This window comes from Companilactobacillus mindensis DSM 14500 (genome assembly GCF_001434275.1).
In the GTDB taxonomy this organism is placed as follows: Bacteria; Bacillota; Bacilli; order Lactobacillales; family Lactobacillaceae; genus Companilactobacillus; species Companilactobacillus mindensis.
The window spans coordinates 1-26,002 of sequence record NZ_AZEZ01000034.1 but is presented as its reverse complement, the minus strand read 5'-3'; the positions used below and the strand labels follow the sequence as shown (position 1 = coordinate 26,002).

The 26,002-nt window shown below is 38.5% G+C and carries 22 protein-coding genes; 8 read left to right on the top strand and 14 right to left on the bottom strand.

Annotation, left to right across the window (positions count from 1 at the left end; translation table 11 throughout):
- Positions 1–26 precede the first annotated feature (26 nt).
- Genes FD29_RS03970 through FD29_RS03960 form a run of 3 tightly spaced genes read right to left on the bottom strand, consistent with a single transcriptional unit; the run spans position 27 to position 3,155 of the window.
- Complete coding sequence (locus FD29_RS03970) at positions 27–716, bottom strand: ECF transporter S component (RefSeq protein WP_057887668.1); 690 nt, start codon at positions 714–716, stop codon at positions 27–29.
- Entirely contained in the window at positions 706–2,307 is a 1,602-nt protein-coding gene (locus FD29_RS03965) for an ABC transporter ATP-binding protein (RefSeq protein WP_057887667.1), read from the bottom strand. Before FD29_RS03965 ends, FD29_RS03970 begins: the two co-directional genes overlap by 11 nt.
- The gene (locus FD29_RS03960) at positions 2,241–3,155 is read right to left on the bottom strand and encodes an energy-coupling factor transporter transmembrane component T (protein ID WP_057887666.1); all 915 of its coding nucleotides are present in this window, start codon (positions 3,153–3,155) and stop codon (positions 2,241–2,243) included. The genes FD29_RS03965 and FD29_RS03960 overlap by 67 nt, the downstream gene beginning before the upstream one ends.
- 121 nt (positions 3,156–3,276) lie before the next feature.
- On the opposite strand from FD29_RS03960, the gene FD29_RS03955 reads away from it, so the two are divergent.
- Complete coding sequence (locus FD29_RS03955; protein WP_057887665.1) at positions 3,277–3,657, top strand: DUF4430 domain-containing protein; 381 nt, start codon at positions 3,277–3,279, stop codon at positions 3,655–3,657.
- 129 nt (positions 3,658–3,786) lie between these two features.
- Here FD29_RS03955 and dhaM read toward each other — a convergent pair whose 3' ends face one another.
- The 4 genes from dhaM to FD29_RS03935 all read right to left on the bottom strand — a co-directional run bounded on the left by dhaM (position 3,787) and on the right by FD29_RS03935 (position 7,348).
- Positions 3,787–4,155, bottom strand: coding sequence for a dihydroxyacetone kinase phosphoryl donor subunit DhaM (gene dhaM, locus FD29_RS03950; RefSeq protein ID WP_057887664.1), 369 nt, complete (start codon positions 4,153–4,155; stop codon positions 3,787–3,789).
- A gap of 2 nt (positions 4,156–4,157) precedes the next feature.
- Positions 4,158–4,745 (bottom strand): dihydroxyacetone kinase subunit DhaL, encoded by a 588-nt coding sequence (gene dhaL, locus FD29_RS03945; RefSeq protein ID WP_057887663.1) that lies wholly within the window; start codon positions 4,743–4,745, stop codon positions 4,158–4,160.
- Positions 4,746–4,759: 14 nt separating this feature from the next.
- Positions 4,760–5,752, bottom strand: coding sequence for a dihydroxyacetone kinase subunit DhaK (gene dhaK, locus FD29_RS03940; RefSeq protein ID WP_057887662.1), 993 nt, complete (start codon positions 5,750–5,752; stop codon positions 4,760–4,762).
- A gap of 231 nt (positions 5,753–5,983) precedes the next feature.
- Entirely contained in the window at positions 5,984–7,348 is a 1,365-nt protein-coding gene (locus FD29_RS03935) for an NCS2 family permease (RefSeq protein WP_371862712.1), read from the bottom strand.
- Between the two features lie 389 nt (positions 7,349–7,737).
- Here FD29_RS03935 and FD29_RS03930 point away from each other — a divergent pair, with 389 nt between their 5' ends.
- Entirely contained in the window at positions 7,738–8,160 is a 423-nt protein-coding gene (locus FD29_RS03930) for a GNAT family N-acetyltransferase (protein ID WP_057887660.1), read from the top strand.
- Between the two features lie 43 nt (positions 8,161–8,203).
- Here FD29_RS03930 and FD29_RS03925 read toward each other — a convergent pair whose 3' ends face one another.
- Entirely contained in the window at positions 8,204–8,974 is a 771-nt protein-coding gene (locus FD29_RS03925) for a sulfite exporter TauE/SafE family protein (RefSeq protein ID WP_235804255.1), read from the bottom strand.
- A gap of 130 nt (positions 8,975–9,104) precedes the next feature.
- On the opposite strand from FD29_RS03925, the gene FD29_RS03920 reads away from it, so the two are divergent.
- Positions 9,105–10,010: a LysR family transcriptional regulator gene (locus tag FD29_RS03920; RefSeq protein ID WP_057887658.1), complete on the top strand. Its 906-nt coding sequence runs from the start codon at positions 9,105–9,107 to the stop codon at positions 10,008–10,010.
- Positions 10,011–10,031: 21 nt separating this feature from the next.
- Here FD29_RS03920 and FD29_RS03915 read toward each other — a convergent pair whose 3' ends face one another.
- A complete protein-coding gene (locus FD29_RS03915) occupies positions 10,032–12,140 on the bottom strand; it encodes an ATP-dependent Clp protease ATP-binding subunit (protein WP_057887657.1) in 2,109 nt (702 codons plus the stop codon).
- Between the two features lie 15 nt (positions 12,141–12,155).
- Positions 12,156–12,377, bottom strand: coding sequence for a hypothetical protein (locus FD29_RS03910; protein ID WP_057887656.1), 222 nt, complete (start codon positions 12,375–12,377; stop codon positions 12,156–12,158).
- Positions 12,378–12,523: 146 nt separating this feature from the next.
- Here FD29_RS03910 and FD29_RS03905 point away from each other — a divergent pair, with 146 nt between their 5' ends.
- From FD29_RS03905 to FD29_RS03895, 3 genes are all read left to right on the top strand, one after another.
- Positions 12,524–14,242, top strand: a complete 1,719-nt coding sequence (locus FD29_RS03905; protein WP_057887655.1) for a DUF6792 domain-containing protein — start codon at positions 12,524–12,526, stop codon at positions 14,240–14,242.
- Between the two features lie 557 nt (positions 14,243–14,799).
- Positions 14,800–16,197, top strand: a complete 1,398-nt coding sequence (gene brnQ / locus FD29_RS03900) for a branched-chain amino acid transport system II carrier protein (protein ID WP_057887654.1) — start codon at positions 14,800–14,802, stop codon at positions 16,195–16,197.
- Between the two features lies 1 nt (position 16,198).
- Entirely contained in the window at positions 16,199–16,693 is a 495-nt protein-coding gene (locus FD29_RS03895; RefSeq protein WP_057887653.1) for a GNAT family N-acetyltransferase, read from the top strand.
- Between the two features lie 97 nt (positions 16,694–16,790).
- On the opposite strand, the gene FD29_RS03890 is transcribed toward FD29_RS03895, so the two are convergent.
- From FD29_RS03890 to FD29_RS03875, 4 genes are all read right to left on the bottom strand, one after another.
- Positions 16,791–18,767 (bottom strand): MucBP domain-containing protein, encoded by a 1,977-nt coding sequence (locus tag FD29_RS03890; RefSeq protein ID WP_057887652.1) that lies wholly within the window; start codon positions 18,765–18,767, stop codon positions 16,791–16,793.
- Positions 18,768–18,782: 15 nt separating this feature from the next.
- Positions 18,783–19,064 (bottom strand): hypothetical protein, encoded by a 282-nt coding sequence (locus FD29_RS03885; RefSeq protein WP_057887651.1) that lies wholly within the window; start codon positions 19,062–19,064, stop codon positions 18,783–18,785.
- Positions 19,065–19,197: 133 nt separating this feature from the next.
- On the bottom strand, positions 19,198–20,538 hold the full coding sequence (locus tag FD29_RS03880) for a glucose-6-phosphate isomerase (protein WP_057887650.1): 1,341 nt from the start codon (positions 20,536–20,538) through the stop codon (positions 19,198–19,200).
- Positions 20,539–20,593: 55 nt separating this feature from the next.
- On the bottom strand, positions 20,594–21,214 hold the full coding sequence (locus FD29_RS03875; protein WP_057887669.1) for a VanZ family protein: 621 nt from the start codon (positions 21,212–21,214) through the stop codon (positions 20,594–20,596).
- 112 nt (positions 21,215–21,326) lie between these two features.
- Here FD29_RS03875 and FD29_RS03870 point away from each other — a divergent pair, with 112 nt between their 5' ends.
- The gene (locus FD29_RS03870; protein WP_057887649.1) at positions 21,327–23,477 is read left to right on the top strand and encodes an LTA synthase family protein; all 2,151 of its coding nucleotides are present in this window, start codon (positions 21,327–21,329) and stop codon (positions 23,475–23,477) included.
- Positions 23,478–23,556: 79 nt separating this feature from the next.
- Complete coding sequence (locus FD29_RS03865) at positions 23,557–25,704, top strand: LTA synthase family protein (RefSeq protein WP_057887648.1); 2,148 nt, start codon at positions 23,557–23,559, stop codon at positions 25,702–25,704.
- Positions 25,705–26,002: the final 298 nt, after the last annotated feature.

Below are 26,002 nucleotides of genomic sequence, written 5' to 3'. Positions count from 1 at the left end.
AAAGTTCTAAGTAAAGAGTTTAATCTTTACTTAGAACTAATCTTAGGTTGTTTAAAGAGGTCATACTTTTGTTTATAATTGCTAAAAATTTTAATCCAACGTTTACCAACTAATAACAACAAGACGGCTGTAAAGATTGCGTGAACTACATCAAAGTAAAAACTGGCTGCCAAGGCTGTTAAGACGCTTTTTATTGTTATCGGATCAACGAAACCGAGAATATAATAGATATCCATGATCCAGCCCATCACGAATGCACTGACAAACCCCCAAACTGTCAATATCCACGTTGGGGTCTTTTTATTCAACATCAATCCGGAAATCAGGCCGATCACTCCTAAAGCAAACATCTGCCACGGCGTCCAAACCCCTTGACCAAAGTACATATTTGACGTCAAGGCGATGATCGTCCCCATCAAAAAACCAGTTTCCGGACCACTCACGATGGCACCCATGATAAGAATAAATAATTCTGGCTTTACTGCTGGCAAGGCAGCGAAGATGATCCTTCCTACGACTGCCAATGCACAAACAATCGCGATAAAGACTACTTCACGTGAATTGTGTTGAGCCTTTTCAAAGCGCCAAAAATAAATTCCTAACGTTAAAACTAAAAATCCAAATGAGAACAACAAATAATTTTTGCTTGAAAAAATTACCATCAAAGCTAGTAGTACGACTGCTAAAATCAAAAATGAAATTGATCTACGATTCATTTCTTTGAATATCCTTCCATGTTAAAGCCGTGGGAAAAATATCCCGCAAAGCTTTATTTATTTCGGTTGTGTAAAAGAATTTGTTACTGAAAAATTCCCGCGGGTCTGCAAATTCACTCAATTTGCCGCTAAACATCATCGCCACCTGGTCGAAGTAATTGACCGCAAACAACAGATCATGACTGTTGGCAAAAATCGTTCCTCCATTTTCTTGAAATGCTTGTAGCTTTTGACCAAGTTCGATTCTCTTATTCGGATCCAACCCCTTAGTTGGTTCATCCAAGAATAAAAGCTTCGGTTGTTTGATGAATCCTAAAGCCAAAGCTAAGAATTCCTGTTGCCCTCCACTTAAATCGTAAGGATTGGTTTCTTCTAAACCACTCAGCGAAAATTCTTCCAAAATATCGGTTAATTGTGTTTGGGACTGATAAATGTCCAATTGATAATTCAATTCTTCCCTGACCGTATCTTTGACAAATAACGTCGCAGGATTTTGGGGCAGCACAAACACTCGCTGATAAAATTCAGTTTTTAATTTCTTACCTTCAAAAAGTAATTTTCCCGATTGGGCTGACAATTGTTGTGTCAAGACTTTTAACAAAGTAGTTTTGCCAGTACCATTCGGACCCACAACACAATATGATTGCCCTGCTTGTAATTTCAAACTGATATTATTCAAAATTTTATCGCCATTGAAATCAAAACGAAAATTCACCTTGTCTGCTTGAAAAACGACAGTCTTATTTGATGCTTCTTTGATACTTTTGCGGATCTGCAATTTATTCGACACTGGTCGAACGAATTGATTCAAAGTCTTATTGCTCAAAGGTAAAGCTTCATGCTCTGCCAATTTCAGTTCCAAAGCTAATCGGTCAACTTGCGTTAAATAATTTTGATATGAATTCATTTGAAAAATTTCTCGCAAACCAGCATCAATTGGCTGATCTAATATAATTCGTCCGTGTTCCATGACAACTAACCGATTGGAAAACTTAACCACTTGTTCTAATTCGTGTTCGACCAAAACGATCGTTAAACTAAACTCCTCATTGACCTTATGGACAACTTGCAGCAATTTCTCTGAAGCAATCGGATCCAACTGAGCAGTCGGTTCATCTAGCAGTAAAACTTGTGGCTTCAAAACTAATGCACTGGCCAGATTGATCAGTTGCTTTTGACCACCTGACAAATTGTTCACTTTAACATCCAAGAAATCGACAATATTCAAAAAACTGGCAATTTCACTGATCCGCAACTGCAGTTCATTCTCGCTGCAGCCTCGGTTGTCGAGTACAAATTTCAATTCATCGCGAGGCGTTTCCATAATAATTTGATTATCGACAAACTGGGAAACGTAAGCAAAATTAGTCGTATTTTGAGACAATTCCGTTTCAATTTCACCCGAAATAACTTTTCCAGTCGCTAACCGTGGCAAAAATTGTTTCAAAAAGGTACTTTTACCACTGCCTGTTGCTCCGATCAACGTAACGAAGTCACCGCGTTCCAAAACAAAATTCAAGTGTTTCAACGATAACGTTTGGCTGTTATTGTAGCGGAAGCTGTAGTCTTTGAAACGTAAAATTTCCACCATCCGTAATTGATGCCTCCTAATATGAGTGGCAAAATAATCAAGCCACAATTAATAACTGCAATAATACCAACTTTCCAATCGATGGGAATCAAAACCTTGGCTGAACCAAAGTTGACCTGCCCAACTTTTAAAATTACCATCGTAAAGTTAAAAGTCACCGCTATAACGATCAAAACCAGTATTAAAAAGTCGCTGCGCTGATATTCAGTCCTGCCCAGTTTCTTCTGTCGGCCTTCATAGCCTTTCAGCAATAAACTATCGGATACGTTCATAAAACTCCCCATTGCTTTGTTCAAAACAATCTCCGTCAAATTCATCATCTGTTTCAAACCGCCTTTAGATTCGCCTAAACGAAATTTCTGTAAATTCTTTGTCTCTGTAAATATTTCGACAATTCTAGGAATAAACTTGATTGTCAAAATAAAAATAATGGCGATACTTTTGAAAAATTTTGATAAAACTTCAAAGATGACCTTCGTTCTGGCCAAAGCATTGTACAAGTAAAAAGCCCACAGGAGATTGACGAATGAGATTCCTAAGATTATCCCATTGCCAAGCGACTCTGTCGTAATTTTTAACCAGGGCCAGTTTAACAACAAAGTGGTTCCTCGTTGATTCAAAATCAGATTGAACAAGACCGTAACTAAAAAGATGACTCCCGAAAATTTCAAATATGCTCCCAGTTTGTCACGTTTCGTCAAGAACGACATCACCAATAAACTGAGCCACACAACACCCGTGATCAAAGGATTATTGTAAAGCAAGGCTATTAAAATGACATTGAACAAATAAGCTATCATAGTCACACTGTTGATATTCTTTTGAAAATTAACGATCAACTTATTCATAACCTCGCTCCTTTCGTCAATATTCTTATTCTAACTTATTAATTTAAAAAATCTAATTGATTCAAGCAGTTTTTATTTTGTTATAATAAAATTCGTTGTACAAATAAGAGGAGGAGAAACAATGAAAAAATTTGCAGCATTTTTAGCATCATTCTTAATATTACTTGGCGTTTTTGCACCGGCCACCGTTACCACAGCTCAAGCTAGTGCTACTAAAAATATCAAGGTCACATATACTTTGAAAAAGAACAAGAAACAAATTGCTAAAAAAACTATCACTTTGAAGAAGAATGGTACTGTTACTCAAGGTTTGAAAAAGGGTTGGAAAGTCAATGACAAAGGCGGTTTCATTTCTGAAATCGACGGTCACAAACAAAACAACAAGAAGAAAATTTACTGGACTTATACTGTCAATAAGAAACAAGTTAACGTTTCTGCTGACAAGAAGAAATTAAAGAACCACGATAAAGTTGAATTTAAACTTTCTAAATACAACGGTTAATCAAAAATAACAAAAAATCGCCTCTGATTCGAAATATTGAATCAGAGGCGATTTTTCGTTAATGTTCGAAAGCTGATTTCGCTTTCTAAAACGAGTTACACAAGCTTGCTTCACTCTCTTGTCATTTTTTTACTTAATTTTTAAGGGTTGAAGATTCTTTTCGATCACATCCAAAGGTGAGTCTACTTGAGCCAAAGTAGCCGCCGTATAAGCACCCTCCACTAAGGCCACATCATATTTATGGATTTTTTTATCAGTCATTTCCATCAACATTTCCAGATTCATCTTCGAACTGCCCAAATCGTAAAAAGCTAATATCTCCTCACCGTGATTATCGTCAACGGCTTGTTGAATCTTTTCCAAGGAAGAACCGATTTCTTCGTCTTCCGTTCCACCAGCTGTTGTGATCGACAGATCTGGTGCTGCCTGGGAAATCAATTTCTTCACGCCTTGAGCAATATCATACGAGTGAGAGACGATCACTATTCCATATTTCATAACTAAGCTCCTATCGCTTCAATTAGAGATTCAAACAAATAAGCACTTGATTGAGAACCAGGATCGATGTGGCCTTTGGATTTTTCTTCCAAATAGCTTGCCCGACCTTTAGTAGCGACTAAATCTTTACCTTTGGCTAAGGCGTCATCGATGACTTTTTGATTCAGCTGATTATTTTTAGCCGCTTCACTAACCGGTTGCCAAACATCGATCATTGTCTTCATACCAACATCGGATTGTCCACGGCGTTTCAAACCGTCAGTCCCGATTTGCAACAGATCGCCTAATTCAAGCTCATCGGACTTCTCAGCTTTGGACATATCCAAAAAGGCCGTACCATACAGTGGACCAGAAGCTCCACCAACTTTTTGAATCATCGCAAAGGCCGTCGTCTTGTAGAGGTCAGCCAAAGTCTCAGGTTCCTTTTTAGCAAAAGCTGCCGTGATAGCTTCGGCACCACGTTTCATGTTCGTTCCGTGATCACCATCACCGATGGCTGTATCCAATTCATTTAAAACCGCCATGTTATTTTCCAATTTTTCAACGAATAAAGCGATCCACTTCTTAGCAGTTGTTAATTCTAATTTCATAAGCTACTTCCTTTCTACCAACCAATTGTCGTTACTGGTTCTTTAAGATATTTGATCCATTCAGGTTTGGCTTTCATGATAGTTAAAGAAATTCCTACCATATCGAGCGAAGTGACCTTATTGCCGACTTTACTGAATTCAACGTCAACTTTATCAGTTGCCAATTCATTCAAAACATCGTTGGCAAAAATATATTGTTCCATTAAAGGCGTACCACCCATTCCGTTAACGAGAATGGCAAAATCACCTGTTTTGTCAGTAAATTCATTGAGAATCTTTTCGATCAATTCGTGGGCTAATTTCTTCGATGGTTGAATCTTTTCAACGGCATAGCCACGTTCGTTGTGAATGCCAATTCCATATTCGATCTCATCATCTTTTAATTCAAAGCCAGGATGGCCGACAGCTGGCACAGTAGCTGCATGTAAGGCAATTCCAATTGTTTTAGTATTATCGATCACATTTTGTCCTAACGCCGCCAAATCATCTAAGGACATCCCTGAACGTGCGGCTGCTCCAACGACTTTTTCAACCAAAACAGTTCCGGCAACACCACGTTTACCTTGAGTAAATTCACTATTTTTAACAGAAATATCATCGTCAACGACAATCGTCTTGATCTTGATGTCATCAGCTTCAGCCATTTCTTTAGCCATATCAAAGTTCATCACATCGCCAGAGTAATTCTTAACGATCAGCAAAACGCCCAATCCTTGATCAACGGCTGTGATAGCTTCATATATTTGATCTGGTGTAGGTGAAGTAAAGACTTCCCCAGCAACGGCTGCACTGAGCATTCCGTCACCGACATAACCAGCATGTAATGGTTCGTGACCACTGCCACCACCAGAAACGATGCCGACTTGTTTAGTAGTCTTAAACTTATTGTCATTTCTAACTACTGCCGTAGTCCCATCGATCTGTTTGACCAGCTCAGGACTAGTCTTGACTAAACCAGCAATCATTTCTGGTACGATATCTTCAACATTGTTAATAATTTTCTTCATGAATTCTCCTCCTTGCGAACGTTTACTTATATATTATACAGCTTTTATTTTTGGCATGAAAATATCTCTAAAATAAAAAGCACTCTTATCTAAAACAAATCAGACTCTTTCTAAAGTTTGATTGTATAAAAAAAGTCACCTAGTTTTCCTAGATGACTTTTATATTTAAATATTCAGATGTAATTCAATTCAAGAAAAAACTACTGAATTGAAATCAAAAATGCTTTTTCATTAAGCTAAACTAGCTTTTGGCAAAATGTTAATAATGTAAAGTAAGATAACAAAGACGACGAACAATCCGTACATAATAGGATTGATTTCTTTTCTCTTACCGGCTGCCAACATGGTAATTGGGTAAACCAAGAAACCAAAGGCAATACCATAGGAAATGTTATAGGTTAAAGGCATTCCGACAATCGTTAAGAATGCAGGCAAAGCAATTTCGAATCTGTCCCATTGAATACCACGCATTGATTGAGCCATCAAAGTACCAACGATGATCAATACTGGAGCGGTAACGTTACTTGTTACGACACTCAATAGTGGTGAGAAGAACATTGAAAGTGCGAACAACACACCAACCGTAATTGAAGTCAAACCAGTTCTACCACCGACGGCAATACCAGCTGATGATTCAACGTAAGCAGTTGGAGGAGTAGTACCAAAGATTGAACCAGAAACCATTGAAATTGAGTCCGCCATCAAAGCGTGACCAATTCTTGGCATCTTACCATCTTTGTCTTGCATAACGTCGACTTGTTCAGCCAAGCCGATCAAAGTACCTGCAGTATCAAAGAAAGCAACTAACAAGAAGATGATCACAACTGCCCAAAGTTGTGGTTCTTTGATATCACCGATGTGAGCTACACCAACACCGAACGTTGGTTTCAAACTAGGAATACCAGAAATAATATGTGATGGTGCTGGAATCAACTTAGTTACTAAACCAGCAATCGTTGTAAAGACCATTCCAATAAAGATCGCACCAGGAATCTTACGAGCCATCAAAATAGCTGTAACGAACAAACCAGCAATCGTTAACAATGTAGTTGGATTTGTAAATGAACCGATAGCAACAAGTGATGATTTACTTGCTGTAATAAGTCCCCCACCTTGCAGTCCAACAAAGGCAATGAAAATACCCAAACCGGCAGCTACGGCCAGTTTTAAATCTTTTGGAATCGCGTTGATCACGACTTCACGAATTTTCATTAATGATAATACCAAGAAAATCAAACTGGCTACGAAAACACCAGCCATAGCAGTCTGCCAAGGAATACCCATAGCAATAACGACCGAGTAACTGAAAAAGGCATTGTCACCTAATCCTGGAGCAATCGCGATCGGATAATTTGCTAAAATACCCATCAAGACTGAACCAACAACCGCCGTCAAAGCAGTTGCAGTAAATAGTGATCCTTTGTCCATCCCTGAGTCTCCCAAAACTTGAGGATTAACGAACAGGATATAAGCCATTGAAACGAAAGTTGTTAGACCAGCTAAAATTTCTCGTCTAACGGTCGTTTTGGCTTCTTCGAGATGAAACAAGCGCTCTAAAAAGCTCAAGTTCTCTCTATTTTCTAATGAATTCACGATAAACGCCCCTTGAAAAAATAATCTCTTTTTTGAACTTATATAGTATTGCAGATTATTCGTGTTTTTTCAATAGAAATAGAAACATTTATATATTTTTTCTTTTAAATGTTCGTATTTTGATATAAATGTATTGATATAAATCGTATTTTAAAAGATTTTTCATCAATTATCACGTCTAATGTTCGGATTCTGCTAAAAATAAATCTTTTTAAGATTGATATTTTCAGTAATGTTTGGATTACATTTTCATAGAATTAATTTATATAATTTTTAACAAGCGCTTACATCGGTGCTATACTAAAACTAATTTTAGGAAATGAGATGATCTCATGGTGAAATGTCGTCAATAATCTATCACGCCAGATTACATTTAGAAGGAATGAATTAACATGATAGATTATACATTCGAAAAAACAACTGACATTACTGCACAACAAATTTTGGGTCTTTATCAAAGCGTTGGTTGGTCAGCTTATACTCAGCAACCCCAAACAACTTTGAAAGCTTTGGATAACTCGACCGTTCTCTGGGCTGTAGCTGATCAAAAGTTGATTGGACTCTGCCGTGGGATTACTGATGGTGAAACAATTTTGTATATTCAAGATATTTTGGTTGATCCTAATTTTCAAGGTCAACATGTTGGTACAAAACTTGTAAAAAAGTTCTTAAATCACTTTCAAAACATCGGTCAAACCGTTTTGATCACTGATCCTGAAGACAAAACTTTGGAATTTTATCAATCTTTAAACTTTTTAGAAATAACACCTCAAAAATATGGTCGAGCCTTTGTGTTAGAACGTCGTTTTAATTAGAAAATAGCGAAATCCTATACGGATTTCGCTATTTTTTTAATTTTCACAGTCCATAGACTTTCATAAAGAGACTGCCAGCTAAAAACAAAGCTCCAATACCAATCAATACTTTCAATAATTGGGCTGGCAAGTGACGAACTATCCTTGGTCCCAAGAAACCGCCAATCAAAAAACCAATTCCCAAAGCAACTACATAACACCAAGGAACAGTTGTCTTGCCGATATAAATCACCGCTGCGACCACATTAGCTAGTCCTAAGGCCAAGTTCTTCTGTGCATTGTATTCAGGAAATGAATCGTTTGATGTCCATGACAATAATGACAACATCAAAACTCCACCGGCAGCACCGAAATAACCTGTATAGCCACCAATCAGAAAAATCGCCAACCAGGTCAACATTTTCTTGATTGTTGATCTCTTCTCAACGATTTCGCCTGCATCTATGTGATTATGATGAGGAATCAAAACTAAAATTGCCGCCACAAAAATAAAAAATGGCACGATTTTAGCGAAAGTCTTTTCGGGGATAATAAACAATAGGAATGCTCCCGCAATACTTCCCAATAACGTCAATGGCAACATTACCTTTAAACTCTTCATGTGCCCACGCAGTTCTTTTTGCGACGAAGCAACCGCTCCTACACTGGTAAACAACAACCCTAAAGTATTAGTAACATTAGCTGTCACTGGTGGCAAACCCAACACCAACAAGACTGGATATGAAACTAAGGATGCTAATCCAGCTGCGGTACTGACGATTCCTGCCAAAATTCCCGTGACAATTAAAATAAAATTCAACATTAATGGTGACACACTCAACACGACCTATCCATTCAACATATTTTCATAATAAAAGTCGAATGATATTATAGTCAAATAGTAATGTTATGATTACAATTCATAATACTAAGTCTAAGATTCTTTATTACTCAAGGAGTAAACTATGCGAACTAAAGATTTGGAATATTTTGTTTCATTAACTCAACTAAAAAGTTTTTCCAAAGTTTCCGAAAAATTCCATGTCAGTCAGCCAACTATCTCGGCTGCTTTGAAACGATTAGAAAAAGAATTCAATTCGCACCTGATCGTCCGTGATAATCCTCATTTGGCTTTAAAGTTAACTGATGCTGGCAAAAAATTACTCGTTCACGGTCAAAATATCCTGTCTGACTATCATTTAGCCCAATTAGAAATCGCTCATGGTATCGAAAATAATCTTGTCATTGGCATGCCACCGCTGATCGAAATAACTTATTTACCACAAGTTGCTCAACAATTACCGATTGAAATGTTCCAGCAAATACGCCACATCAGCCAAGGTTCACTGGCGACTTTAAAAGATTTAAAACGTGGCGAATTGGACGTTGCTTTGTTAGGATACTTAGACAAATTTGACGATCCAACCATCAAAATGGTGACTTTTGACCAACAGCCATTCTCTATCATCGTTCCTAAAACCAATCCGCTAGCAAAAAAATCTGGTATTTATTTTAAGGACGTCCAAACACAAAACTTCATCTCTCTAAAAAACAGTTTTGTTCAAAAACAGGCTTTCAAATACCTCTCACAACTCAATCATATTCGGCCAAAAGTAATCTTTGAAACCAGCGAAGTTCAAAGCGTCGTCAATATGGTTGCAAACGATATGGGCATTGCCCTTCTGACCGACTCGATTACGATTCATGATCCTAAACTTGTCAAAATCCCAGTACTGGATACAAACAGCCCATTATTCAAAGTTGGTTTGGCTTACCGTAAGACGACCATCTTCAGTGAATCTCAGCAGAAACTTCTCGATGCTATTTTAGACGCCTTTCAAAACAACACAAAAAAATGGACTCAGAATTAATCCGAGTCCATTTTTTAGTAATTATTTACTTGTAACGGCTGAGTTGTCGGAAATCTTAATCGTTCCATCAACTAAATCAGCCTTTAATTGTTTAGCATCAATATGGTCGAGATAAAATTCAGCTACTTTATCTCTGATTTGTTGTTCAATAACACGACGTAGTGGTCTTGCACCCATAGCCTCGTCATATCCTTCGTCGATCAACCATTCTTTAGCTTCTGGTGTGACTTCCAAAGTGATATCTTTCTTAGCCAAATTGCGGTTGACGTCGTCTAACATTAAGTCAACGATTTGGTTAAGATCTTTCTTGGATAGATGAGCAAACTCAACGATACCATTGAATCTGTTCAAAAATTCAGGACGGAAGTATGGTGCTAACTTGTCCATAAGTTTTTCATCCTTGTCGTTCTTGCTACCGAAACCAGCGTTTGATGTGGCGATGATAATTGTATTCTTAAAGTCGACCACATTACCTTGGCCATCAGTCAAACGACCGTCATCCATAACTTGCAACAACAAAGTCAACACTTGGGGGTTGGCCTTTTCAATTTCGTCTAGCAACACGATGGAATAAGGATTACGACGAACTTTTTCAGTCAACGTATTGCCGTTGTCTTCATAACCGACGTAACCGGCTGAAGTACCGATCAATTTGGATACAGCGGTTAAATCTGAATACTCACTCATATCCAAACGCACGATAGCATTCTTATTGCCAAACATGTCACTGGCTAATTGTTTAACCAATTCAGTCTTACCGACACCAGTAGGACCTACGAACAAGAAACTTCCGATTGGACGATTGCCATCGTCAAAACCAGCCCGGTTACGACGAATAGCCCGAACGACCATGTCAACAGCTTCATCTTGACCAATTACGTGATCCTTTAATCTCTTGCTCATACCTTTGAGTCTTTCGATATCGCTAGCACCCATTTGTGATACAGGTACACCAGTCAATCTTTGGACTGAGGCCGCAATGTCATTAACAGTAGCGACTGGTTCTTCGGAAGATTTATCGTCTTTATTCAATTTTGCTTGAATATCTTCGATCTCTTTTTTCAAACTAGCAGCCTTTTCGTAATCTTCTTTAGCAGCTGCAGTATCTTTGTCCTTTTGAGCTTGTTTCAAATCTTTTTCTAGACTTACTTTGTCTGTAACAGGGTTCTTAGCAGCCAAATGAGCCGCCGTCATATCGATCAGATCGATTGCCTTGTCTGGTAAGGATCTTTGTGGAATATATTGAACGGAGTAATCGACCGCAGCCTTCAAAACATCATCAGGTAATTGAACGTGATGGTGGTTCTCATAAGCGCTGCGTAATCCCTTCAAAATAGCCACAGTAGCTTCTTTACTTGGTTCATTGATCGTTACATCATTGAATCTTCTTGCCAAAGCAGCGTCTTTCATAATGGTGTTACGATACTCGTCTTGAGTAGTTGCACCGATAATGGAAATTTCACCTCTGCTCAAAGCAGGTTTGATAATATCAGCTAATCCTTTACTACCAGAGTCCGAACCAGATGATCCAGCTCCAATGATTTGGTGGATTTCATCGAAGAACAAAACTACATTGCCAGCTTTTTTAACTTCTTTCAACAAGTTTTGAATGTTCTCTTCGAAAGAACCACGGTATTGAGTACCAGCTTCAAGTGCTGACAAATCGATGGAAATGATTTGCTTGTCTTTGATTGCTTCAGGTACATTGCCCTTAACGATAGCTTGGGCTAAACCTTCAACGACCGCCGTCTTACCAACACCAGCGTCACCAACAAGGATCGGATTATTCTTAGTTCTCCGGCTTAAAACTTCTGCTGTTTCTTGAATCTCTTTGTCACGACCAATAACCGGGTCAAGGAGTCCTTGTTTAGCTTCTTGAGTCAAGTTACGACCGAGTTTTTCTAACATTGTGCCATTTTTTGTTTCTTTACTACTGCTGTCGCCAACTGGAATATTTTTACCAGCAGTTCTAGCCTCTTGATATTGAGCTAACTCTTCTGGAGTCAATTCGTGCCCGTTCACATAATACTTAGCTTGTGAATTGCCGTTTTGTTGTTGACTCATTAGCCTCTTAAAAATTTCGTCCATATTGTTGTCAAATGGATCGTCATCCCAAAATGATCTTGCCATATATATAAAGCCTCCTCACTTCAAGTAATGCAACTCCAATTCACGCAGAACTTTCCACATTTCGGTATCCTGCGCCTTGGCAATTGCCTCTATATCACGCAAATTCATCGATGTGGCGGAAGTTTGTTTCTTATTGAAAGATTTGTGCAGCGTCGTATAACCATACCCACTCTTCTTTGAAATTACATATATTGTTAAACCGTTATCTTCTAAGTATGATTTGATATCTATCCGCATCTTTCTTACCTCCACATTGATTATTATAGCACATCCGTGATATATCACAAGTGTGAAGTACCACAAAAGTGACATATTTTAAAAATAGTTCTGAATTCCTTATATATCAACAATTTGTTAAAATAAAGTTACCGTGAGGTGATTTGATGAGGGAATTATTAAATAATCTGAACAGATTAAATCATATTTATGATCAACTCGACTTGTTAGATTTTCGAGCTCATAAGAACTTTCCTTTAACATTCAACAAGGAAGATAGCAAAAAATTGCTACCTCAAAATAAACGACTTTACTTTAGCTATTCATATTTAAACAAAGAAAAAACGCGGCTGACTAATTTAGTCTTAAACCAAGTGATCGACTTAAAAGCTCCGCAATTCAAAAATGATTCAACCGTGCACCCTCAACTGATCGACAAAGCTTTGAAATTAAAGAATCTTGATCAAACTCACCGGGAAACTAACTTCAATTTACCTTCTAGAAATCGAAAGATCAATAAGTTGAAGCATTTGATCTCCATGATCGAAGATGAACAGATCAATCCTTGCCGTGGCTACTTGAACCAAATCTACGTTATCTTGTTACTCAACAATTTACTGCCATTGGATTTGCGAAAAGAACCTTATCGAGCTGGCGAATTGCTGCACGATTCCAATTTTCGAACTAAGCTATTGCAATTTGATTATGACCGCTACCTCTATCAAGAATTTCGGCCTGAAAATTATCTCAAATTCCTAGTTTACAGTCTGATCCATCGCATTCCTGACTACATAAGATCCTACGATGCTAGAGAAATTATTCCTACCGCTGCTGAATGTGGCTTCTCAAGTATGGCTTATGAAATTGTGATCGATGGGGTCAAGGAATGCTTCGTAACCTTCAAGGGGACAGAAACTAACGTTGACCAAAAAATTCGTTCCAGAAGTAAGCGTTTTGAAAAATCTGTTCTTGAAAATTATCGAGATTGGGATTATAACGTTAATTCAATTTTAATTGGCAGCAATAAAGAAAATCGTCAATTATACGTTGCACGCGACTTTCTACGTTACTTAAATGAGCATGTTGCTTCTCAATCGCTAATCTACGGTATTGGCCACTCACTCGGTGGACACTTCGTTCAAACCTTGCAGTTGATGGATGATTGCTTCGATGCCGGGTACACATTGAACTCCGCTCCAATCAACTTAAAATTGATTCAAACCGTCAAACCGGAACTCTTCAGTGAATCAATCTGGAACAAGCTTTTTCAGCTCACCGGTGATTCAGATGGAACCAAATTTATCACGCCAGCTCTCAACTCTGAGATCAAAAAGCTCTTGCCCCACGACTATTCAGAGATAATCAACGAGTATTTTGAGCAAGATATGACTCAAGTATTCTATGAATTGCCCTTCACGATTTGGATCGGCCAAAAATGGGAATATAATCTCAGCAATTGGAAATATCCGTTCAAAAACCATCCCCGAGCCTTTTTAAGCAGCAGTGAAATTCATGCTTATCAAAAATTCTTCGAGGAACTTTTTAACTACTTGTCAACTTCTGACAACAGTCGCCAAGTAGTTAAAAATGGCTGGAGTTTTATCAGTGCCCGCACTAAAATATTGCGAAATACTATTGGCGATCAAAAAACGGCCAAGTACTTCTTCGACTATTCTAATTATCTTTATCAGTCGGGATTATTCACCGATCAGCCACAAATGGTCAGCAAAAAATTCATCGAACAAAATAATTCACTCTTCAGAGGTTCGTTACGCGAGTGGCCTTTCTTAAAGAGCCTAAACCCTGATATATTCAGCTTAGCGACCTACTTCCACGTTATAGATGGGGCTAAACATTTCTTGAATCGCACGCCACGTAAATTATAAAAATTGTAATTTCATTAAAATAACTCTTGATATTCAAAAAAATGGTGTCTATAATACGAACCAACAAAACGTTGAAGAAAAAAGTAGAAATCTCAAGTACGCTTAGTGAGTCATGTCGAGTGCAAAGTGACCGTCGCGAGAATTTTGAAAATCATTTCTGAGTTCGGTGCCGAGATGTAGGTTACCGTGGTTGCCACCATTATTTGGCTAGCGGATAGATTCTTTGTCCGTTAATTGAGTGAGTATTTTTTGAATACCCATAAAAGGTGGTACCGTTCTATTTGAGCCCTTTTCCTTAGCTGGAAGAGGGCTCTTTTTTTATCCCCTCTTCGCGGTTTACCGCTTAGAGGGGATAAACGCAAGTGACGTTAGTCACTTACGTTCCTTATCGCTTAGAAAGTGTTATGCAAATGGCGTCAGTCATTTACGTTCCCAATAGAAACTCAGAAATCATTCGTTACGTTTAAAAAAAGTGAGGTGGTTAAAAATGGATTCTGATATTAGTGGTATTAGTGGCATTACACAGATTAGAAACAACATTTTTAGGAGGATTATTTATGAAAGACGATTACGATTTATCAGGAGAAAAAACAAATAAAAAGAAAGTTCTACATTTGCTTGTAGTCAGCTCCTTAATTTTTGGGATGTTCTTTGGTTCTGGGAACTTGATTTTCCCAGTTCACTTAGGCCAATTAGCTGGTAACAATTGGTTATCCGCTGCTTTTGGTTTTGCAATTTCTGGTTCCTTGTTCCCACTGTTAGCTATCTTGGCCGTCGTGGTCACTAAAAGTGATGGCTTGTACGATCTAGCTAGACCGGTCGGCAAATTCTACGCCGCATTATTCTTAGTTTTGGTCCACTTGACTATCGGACCTTTCTTCGGTACTCCACGTACTGCTGCTACTGCTTTTCAAATGGCTGTTCAACCTTTCTTGCCTAAGAAATATGACACCGTCGGGATGTTTTTGTTCACGGCCGCTTTCTTCGCTCTAGCATATACTTTAACCGTGCACCAAAATCGTTTATTAAAGTACGTTGGTAAGTATTTAAACACTATCTTTTTGGTATTATTAGCCGTCGTTTTTGTCGTCGCATTCTTGCACCCAATGGGTACCTTGAACCACATGCCAACACAAGCTTATCAAACTAGCTCAACTGTCAGTGGCCTACTCGAAGGCTACAACACAATTGATGCCGTTGCCCTTTTAGCTTTGAGTGTTACCTTCGTTCACGCTGTTAAAGGTTTAGGTTACAAGGATCGTGAATTATCTGGTTTGACTGCTAAAGCCGGATCATTGAGTATCGCTTTGGAAGTCCTTGTCTACTTTGGTTTAGTTTTACTTGGTGCTTTCAGTTTGAGCAAATTAACGCTTTCCGCAAATGGTGGTGTTGCCCTTTCACAAATCGTCGATTACTACTTTGGTAACTTTGGAGCAGCCTTCTTAGGCGTCTTAGTTACCTTGGGTGTCTTCACGACTGCTATGGGCCTGGTTGCTTCATTCTCACAAGATTTTCACAAATTATTCCCTAAAGTAAGCTACTTAACATGGTTGAGAACTACCACCGTTCTTTCATTCGTAGTTGCTAATGCCGGACTCGACAACATCATCGCTTGGTCATTGCCAGTCCTAATGCTCCTTTACCCACTCTCACTCGCTTTGATCCTTGTATCATTGACTGTTCATGCCAAACCATACGCTGGAGTCGTTTATAAAATGACGATTGCCTTCACTGTTTTACCTGCCGTCTTTGATATGTTGAATGCTTCACCTGCAGCTGTTACTAACTTGACTGCTGTTAAAACTGCTTTGAATTTCTATCACCAATACATCCCAATGGCTAGTCAAGGTCTTGGTTGGGTCACATTGACATTAGCTGGATTCGTCTTGGGTCTTGTCTTTGGTAAACTTGGCGTCTTTGCCACTGCAAATAACTCCGTCGAGAGTCGTGATTAATATGGACACTTTAATCACAATCTCTCGAACGAATAAGAATTCAGATTTTGAAGCTGTCAAACAGGTTTATTATCAAACTTGGTGCTACTCATATCATGGTTTAGTACCTGAAAGTCTCTTGAACAATTTAGATCCAAATACAACTTGGAATCCGAAAACTAGATGGAACAACACTCTAGTTGCTCTGGAAAACGACAAAATCGTTGGCGTCTGTACCTTTGGACCTGCCCGTAGAAAAAAATATTCCGGCTTTGGTGAAGTTTATTCACTTTACGTTTTACCTAAGTTTCAACATCAAGGTATCGGCAAGCGGTTATTCCAAGCCGCACTCGATAATTTGGAAAAAGATTTTGCATCGTTTTACTTAATTGTTTTAAAAAATAATTTATCGGCCCGAGCCTTTTATGAAATGTATGGCTTTCAAGCAACGACCGACTACATTGCTGATCAAACTGCTTTTGGTCTACTTCATGAAGTCGTCTATACTCGAGAATAGAGTGCCACTTCTTCCGCATGACAACAAAACCCTCAATATTCATAACGCGAATATTGAGGGTTTTGTTGTTGCTCAAATTCCATTACACTTTAATTCTTCAGTAATTTTCCTGATAAACAACATCTTTGTCAGCAACATATTCATTCGTTCCCACTCGATAGTAAGTCTGATTCTGAATATTGACGCTTCGATCTGTTAAGTAAACTGATCCCTGAGTGATAGTTTTTCCGGTATCAGTTCCGTTTTCATCATATAAAACCGTTTGATTGTTAGTCGAAATCCGTCCAGAAACTGGCACATATTCAAAAACATCATCGGCTTTGACGAATTCATTAGTTGCGACCCGATAATACTTGATACCGTTCAATATGGCTGTCCGATCGGTCTTCCAATCAGTTCCGTTAGCTAAAGCCCGATTTTGAACAAACTCAGTCTCTGAATTGATCAAGGTTTTAGCATTTAGCTTCGTCTGATTCAAATTAGTTCTGATCAAAGTATTATTGGGCACATATTCGTAGGCGCTTTCCATTTTGACCCATTCATTGGTTGCGACCCGATAGTACTTTGTACCATTCAAGGTCATGATTTTGTCGCTGTACCAATTTGAGGCTGGGGCTAATTGGCGATTGCCTGTCTTATTGCCATCGAAATCATAGAGATCGACTGCTGGTTGATTAGGATGGGTAGAAATATATTGGATCGAATTGACAACGTCTCGGTCAGTCGTACTTCCACCACCATTACCTCCACCGTTGCCACCGCCAGGATTTTCGCCATTACCGCCACTGTCATCATTGGTTTTGTAAACTAACGTAATTTCTTGAGGATCCTGCGTATAATTCCCAGTTAAAGCTTCTGGTGTAGTTAAAGTATAGTCATCTATTGCTGAACGATCAGTGAGATCATAGGCGTCGCCAATTTTTTCACCGGTAACAGATTCTTGTGGTTTAATGACTGTTCCCGCTTGATCGATATAATTGACCGTTATCAATGGAGCCGTTAAGACATTGGCTTTCCGATAAGTCATCACATCATATTTAAAAACTAAGCCTTTATTATAATCACCTGAATAGGCGATTTGTAAATAAGAGACATTAGGATTATTGGATTCATAAATAAAGCCGTAATAACCGTATGTGATCCAAGTTGATCCACTTCTCATAGCGATGGGATCATATTCATAGACTCCATTGCCCAAAGCCTTTAATAAGTGGGATTTTTTATTATCGGCCATTTCAAACGTTGAGTCATAGAGCTTATCATTGACGTTTTTGCCAGTTAAATCATAAATTGGTTCAGCTTGCACCGTATTAACATCTTTATCGACAATATTCACGACTGGTTCGGTCGAGACCACATAATTTCCTAAAGAAACCACCCAACCAGTTATGTCACGATTCATACCCGACAATGGTGAGAAGTCAGTTAAATTATTCATCCCTAAACTGACATGCTTAAATTGGGCCACATCATTATTATAAATATCGGTCAGCCAATCACCGACCACTGCTAATTGCGCGTTCGTCAACCCATTGGGATTAGCTTGATAATTGCCTGAACCACTGAGCCCCACTTGATAGATCGTATCAGTAGAAATGCTGTGCAAGGCATCCAAATCCTGCCCAACCATATTACCGGTTAGGGTTAAAATTCCGTAATTTACACCTGCTAATTCGGAAAAATCAACTTTGTTGTTACCAAAATTAGCGTTGAAATTAACTCTAGTGTCACTTGGAAGATACTTGAAAGCCTCCATACCCACAAAATTTCCAATTGGGGATGATTCATCATTAGCATAAATAGACAGTTGTTTAGCATTATAATTTCGGATAGTCCCAACCGTTACGTCTTGATCATCATCCAATCTCAAGGCTGACTTGACCTGGCTGCTTAAAATTGGATCCGGAAAATCAATTACGTCAGTATCTTGAGCGTCATCAGGATATGGTTGCGTAGGTTCTACAACATCCCCTTTGGGAGGTATTTTATTAGTTGGTTGATCTAATTCTTCATTAGGTGTTTGATTAGTGGTATTTTCAGTCGGTGTCCCCGGTAAAACATTAGACGTCTTCACATTCGAAAATGCTGTCTATTGCGGTTGAGTTGAACTTTGAAGTTTAGAATTATTGGTCTCAACACTTTGAGAATCCATTTCTGAAGTCTTGATATCAGTCGGAGTTGTATCAGGAGAATTATCGATTAACGTTGGACTTTTTTCAACAGGAGCTTGAACCTTTGCCGTATCAGTTAAGTTTTGATCAGAAACAGTGTCCGCTGCCACTTTTTGTGGATCGACATTTAGCAGAACAATTGTTGAAAAAATAGTAATTCCAAAAATATTAATGAGCCTTTGCACATGAACTTTTGACATAATTATCCCTACTTTCTCTGTAGACCATTTGTATTCCTGTATAAACAAATTATAGTAGCGGTTTCATATTTTCCCTAATTTTATGCACAAAAAAAACTCCTCACATCGCTGTAAGGAGTTTTGAATTATTAAATTATAGTCTCTTGTTTAATTCTTCGCCAAGTTCTTCATAACCAGGACGGCCAAGTAGACCAAACATGTTCTTCTTGTATGCTTCAACACCTGGTTGGTTGAATGGGTTGATACCGTTCAAGTAACCAGAAATACCAACAGCAATTTCGAAGAAGTACATCAAGTAACCTAAGTTGAAGGCATCTTGTTTTTCAATGTGAACTGACATAACAGGAACGCCACCGTCAGTGTGAGCTAGAACAACACCTTCGTAAGCTTTCTTGTTAACAAAGTCCATTGACTTGTTTTCAAGATACTTCAAACCATCAAGGTTATCTTTTTCAGCAGGAATCTTAACATCGTGTCTTGGTTGGTCGATTAGGACAACTGTTTCCATAAGGTTACGACGACCTTCTTGGATATATTGACCTAATGAGTGCAAGTCAGTTGAGAAGTTAGCTGATGATGGGTAGATACCCTTTTGGTCTTTACCTTCAGATTCACCCATCAATTGCTTCCACCATTCACCAAAGTATTGAACGTTTGGTTCGTAGTTTTCTAGCAATTCTGTTGTGTAACCTTTACGGTACAAGATGTTTCTCAAAGCAGCATACTTGTAAGCATCGTTCTTTGTAAGATCAGCTGATGAGTAGTCTGAACGTGATTGTGCAGCACCTTCCATCAACTTGTCGATGTCGATACCAGCAACAGCGATTGGCAATAGACCAACTGGTGTAAGAACTGAGAAACGACCACCGATATCATCAGGAACAACGAATTCTTCGTAACCTTCAGCGTCAGCTTCAGTCTTCAAAGCACCCTTAGCACCATCAGTTGTAGCATAGATACGGCCCTTAGCACCGTCAACACCATACTTTTCAATCAACTTAGCCTTCAAAACACGGAAAGCGATTGAAGGTTCTGTTGTTGTACCTGACTTAGAAATAACGTTGATACTGAAATCACGATCACCGATTACTTCAAGCAAGTCAGCTAAATAGTTAGGAGAAATTGAGTTACCTGCAAAGTAAACTTCAGGAACATCCTTATCATTCTTAACGTTGTAGAATGATGAACTTAGAAAATCGATTGCAGCACGTGCACCTAAGTAAGATCCACCAATACCAATTCCAACGAAGACTTCTGAGTCTGATTGGATCTTCTTAGCAGCTTTCTTAATACGACTGAATTCATCCTTGTCATAGTCAACAGGCAAGTCGATGAAACCACGGAAGTCAGCACCAGCACCGGTACCCTTACGTAGTTCGTCATCAGCAGCATTAACAAGTGCTTGCATTTCGCCAAGTTCGTTATCTTGAACGAACTTGCCTAATTTTGAATCATCAAATTTAATGTGTGTCATTTTCTCTCCTCCATATATATCGTCAAAATTAGATTAATCATTTTCGAAGAAAATTTCAAATTTTTATTCGTGTTTTTATCCATTTTCCAACAAAAAATAACAAATATCCTACCGCAGCGCCAAGAGTATTAAAGATCACATCATCGATATCAGTCACACCTGTGTTCAAAATGAACTGCAACGTTTCGATCGAAATTGAAATCAAAGCACCAATCAAGACGACCCTTAAAAATCCTAAGTGTCGTTTTGTAAGCGCTGGAATAAATACTCCCATTGGTACGAACCACACAATATTACCATATAAATTATAAAAAAAGTCCACTAAAGATTGACCTTTTGTTAATTTATACGTTTCGATCAGTGGAACAAGGTTTATTTGTGACAATGGACGATGGAAATAAAACTGGAATTGCCAAATGAAATAGCCATCTCGAAAAACTGTCAAAGCAAAAAGTAGAAAAACATAGAAAACAAAAACGGTCAGCCAAAACTCATGACCAAAATGCGCATTTTTTTTCTTAAATCTTATCCAGATATACCTCAGAACCAAAAAGAATAAGGTATACAATATTGCTTTATCAACAGCATAGAAAGAAAGCCGAATCAATGGAAAATGATTAATTTTCATTGCATATAATTTATATATGTAATCGTATAAAGGTCCTAAAAATATCATTTTGTTCATTCTTTCCCACTTTTCACCTATAACGTATTATACTAACAATTAAGTATTTTATTTAGCCTTTAAATAGATTTATTAAAGAATTTTTACAAACAAGGAACTTTCAATGAATAAATTAAAAAATATTTTGAATAAACGTCTCGGATTCATGTCGTTCTTGATATTTACTCTCTGGATCAAAACTGTCATTGCCTACTATTGGGATTTTTCATTAGGCGTTTCAGATCCGTTACAGCATTTAATTCTCATCATCAATCCTTTCGCTACGGCTTTGATTCTCTTGAGCATAGCATTGTATGTAAACCGACCTAAAATATCGTATATCGTAATGGGTGTCATCTATGTACTGGAATCGGCTTTGCTCTATGGCAATATTTTGTACTACCGGGAGTTCAGCGACTTTTTATCTTTCAACACCATTGCCGGGGCTTCCAAAGTTTCTAAAGGCCTTGGTGGCAGTGCTGCCAACTTAATCCAAGCACATGATTTTATTTATGGATTGGATTTCATTATTATAGCAATTTTGTTACTTACTCATTATATCAAAATTGACGACCGACCAATGAGAAAATTGACTGCAATTGCCACAACTTTGTTGGGCGTATTTTTGTTCTCATTCAATTTGACCATTGCCGAAAGCAACCGTCCCCAATTACTCGGTCGAACCTTTGATCGAGCCTACATCGTAAAGTACTTGGGACTCAACACTTTTTTGGCTTACGATTCGATCAAGACTGTCCAAAATAACCAAGTCCGTTCGGAAGCTATGGGAACTGATATGGATGATGTTTTGAGTTATCTCAACCAAAATTATGCCAAACCAAATCCTAAATATTATGGAGCTGCCAAAGGTAAAAATATCATCATTATTCACCTGGAAAGTTTCCAGCAATTTTTGATCAACGATAAAGTTAATGGTCAAGAAGTTACTCCGTTTTTAAACAGTCTTTATAACGATAAAAATACTATGTCGTTTGACAATTTTTACCACGAAGTCGGTCAAGGTAAGACCAGTGACGCCGAAAACATGTTGGAAACAGGACTCTTTGGCCTGCCAGAAGGTTCACTCTTTTCTAAATTAGGTAGCGACAACACCTTCCAAGCTGCCCCAGCTATTTTGGGACAAAAAGAAGGCTACACCAGTGCCGTCTTCCACGGTAATATCGGTAGTTTTTGGAATCGAGATAATGTCTACAAAAACATGGGCTACAATTACTTCTTCGATTCAAGCTACTTTAACAAAACTGACGATTCTAGTCTTGAATATGGTATGAAAGACAAGCTGATGCTTTCAGAAAGTGTAAAATACCTCGAACAATTGCAGCAGCCTTTCTACGCCAAATTCATCACCGTAACGAATCACTATCCATTCCAATTGCCTGACGAAGACAACGACGGCTTTACTGCGCCAGATACAGCTAACAGTGCCGTTAACAATTACTTTGTTACCGCCCATTATCTCGACAATGCGTTGAAGGAATTCTTTGATTATCTCAAATCCAGTGGTATTTATGACAATTCGATGATCGTACTCTACGGCGATCACTACGGACTGTCAAACAGTCAAAATCCTGACCTAGCACCGCTTTTGGGTACTAGCACCGATGATTGGACTGACTTCAACAATTCACAAATGCAAAAGGTGCCTTTCATGATCCATATGAAAGGATTAAAGGGTGGCATCAATCACACTTATGGTGGCGAGATCGATGTTTTGCCAACTATTTTGCACCTAGCTGGCATCAACACTAAACAATATGTTCAACTTGGAACTGACCTCTTGTCGACTAAACACAATCCAATCGTTATTTTCCGCAATAAAAACTTTGTCACGCCACACTACACGGTTCTAAAAGATAGTGATGGCAATCCTGAAGTTTTCCGGAACAAGACTGGCGAACAAGTTGACCTCGATACTGATCCCGTCTTGAAACAAAAAGTTGCTAAATGGCAAGAATACGTTAACGACAAACTAAAATTATCCGATACTATCAACAACAAGAATCTACTCCGTTTCTATACACCACCCGATTTCACCCCTATCGATCCTAAAGATTACAGTTATCAAAATGAGATTCAGCGACTAGTTCAAATCCGCAATGATCTTGGCTTGAAGTCAACTAGCGTTTACTCTAAGAATGGCAACAAGTCGACAACTGACCTGTACAATACCGATGCTCCTGAACTCAATGGAGACCGAAGCGTGATCGACAGTTGGTCAAGCGTTTTGAAGGGCGAAAATGATTCCACCAAATAAGTCAGCTAAAGCTGGCTTTTTTTATTTTCCGAAATAACGTATTATTAATCGGTGAACTAAATTAGTTATGAGGAAAAATATGAAAAAAATTCAATCCATATTAAACACACGATTAGGCTTTATGACATTTTTAGTCGTTTGTTTATGGTTAAAAATGGTAGTTGCTTACTATTTGGATTTCTCGTTGAGTGTTGAGAATTTATTGCAACACTTCTTTTTGATCGTCAATCCTTTCGCAACGATTGTTTTCTTAATGAGCTTGGCTCTGTATCTCAATAAAGCTAAACTTTCGTATATTGTCATGGGAGTCATCTATTTGATCGATTCCATTTTTATTTACGCAAACATTCTTTATTATCGTGAACTGTCTGACTTTATTTCCGTCAGCACTATCACTGGTGTCGGCAAAGTCGCTAAGGGACTCGGCAGCAGTACTGTTGGGTCAATGCAGCCACATGATGTCATTTATTTGATCGATTTTGTTATTTTCTTTCTATTATTTGTTACTAAATTTGTCAAAATCGACACACGACCATTCAGAAAATTAAATGCTTTGGCAACAACTTGTTTGGGTATTGCCCTATTTTCAGCCGATTTGGCAGGTTCTGAAGCTAACCGTCCCCAATTACTAGGCCGGACCTTCGATCACTCTTATATCGTCAAATATTTAGGAATCAACGCCTTTTTAGCCTACGATTCCGTCCGTTCGGTTCAAAATGATCAAGTGCGTTCCAGTGCTACTGAAGCTGAGATCGATAAAGTTTTGGATTATACCAACAAAAATTACGCTGCTCCCAATCCTAAATACTTCGGCAAAGCTGATGGTAAGAATATTATCATCATCCATTTGGAAAGTTTTGAACAATTCCTGATCGGTATGAAGATCAATGGTCAAGAAGTCACGCCTTTTCTAAACAGTCTCTACAACGACCAAAATACCGTTTCCTTCGACAATTTCTATCACGAAGTTGGTGCTGGTCGAACGAGTGATGCTGAAACGATGCTCGAATCTGGCCTCTTCGGACTACCTGAAGGATCATTTTTCCAAAAACTCGGTGGCGACAATACTTTCCAAGCTGCCCCAGCAATCCTAGGACAAAAGAAAGGCTACACTAGCGCTGTCTTCCACGGTAATACCGGTAGTTTCTGGGGACGTAATGTAACTTATAAAAATATGGGCTACAATTACTTCTTCGACGAAAGCTACTACGATGTAACTCCAGGCTCATTATCGGAAAACAACTATGGTATGAAGGATAAGTTGTTGTTCTCTGAAGGTGTCAAATACCTCGAACAGATGCAGCAACCATTTTATGTCAAATTCTTAACCGTCACTAATCACGTCGGTTATCCATTATCGGATGAAGACAATGGCGACTTCCAAACATCGGATAACCCTAATGCAACCGTCAACCGCTACTTCAAGACAGCTCACTATTTGGATAAATCGGTCGAAGAATTCTTCAATTATCTCAAAGCCACCGGTTTGGATAAAAATTCAATGGTCGTCTTATACGGCGATCACTATGGATTGAATGAAGAACAGCACCAAGCATTATCGACTTTGCTTGGCAAATCTCCCGACACTTGGACTGAGTTTGACACGACCCATACGATGCAAAAAGTTCCTTTCATGATTCACATGGATGGCTTAAAAGGTGGCATCAACCATACTTACGGTGGTGAAATCGATGTCTTGCCAACTATCTTGCACTTAGCTGGCGTCAATACTAAACAATACGTTCAAATGGGAACTGACATGTTCTCCAAGCAACACAATTCAATCGTGGCCTTTAGAAACGGCAATTTCGTCACGCCAAAATACACCGTTTATCGAAACAATGGCGTCTCGCGAGTCTATTCCAACGAAACTGGCGAGCAAGTGCCTTTACGTGATAACCCTGAATTAGTTACCAAAGTGGCCAACTGGATCAAGGAAGTCGATTTAAGGCTCAAGACTTCCGACAGCGTCAATAACAAGAATCTCTTGCGGTTCTATACGCCAACTGGATTCACACCGGTCACCCCTACTAATTATTCCTATCAAAACCAAGTTCAACAGATGGAAAAATTACGCAACGACCTAGGCGACAAGTCAACCAGTCTCTATTCACAAAATGGTAACAAATCAACCACCGACCTCTACAATACCGATGCCGTACAATTACAAGACGACCGTACACCAATCGACAGTTGGTCTTATTTAGATAAAAATAATAAGAAATAGAGAGTGAAACAAACTCGACCAGATTCTGAGCAATTGCCTAAACCTGAGAATTATCTGCCGGGTTTTGGTAGATGATTTTTAGGTTGTAGCAATGCGTAGGAATCTAGTTTGTGGAACTCGTTTCAACAAAAGAGTGAAACAAGCCTGGGAACTTTTGAGTATTTGCCTAATCCCACGAATTGCTCGCCGTTTTTTGCGAGTGATTTGTGAGATGTAGCAAAACGCAGAAAGTTGGCTTGGGTAACTCGTTTCAAACAACCTAAGATTAGTTCTAAGTAAAGATTAAACTCTTTACTTA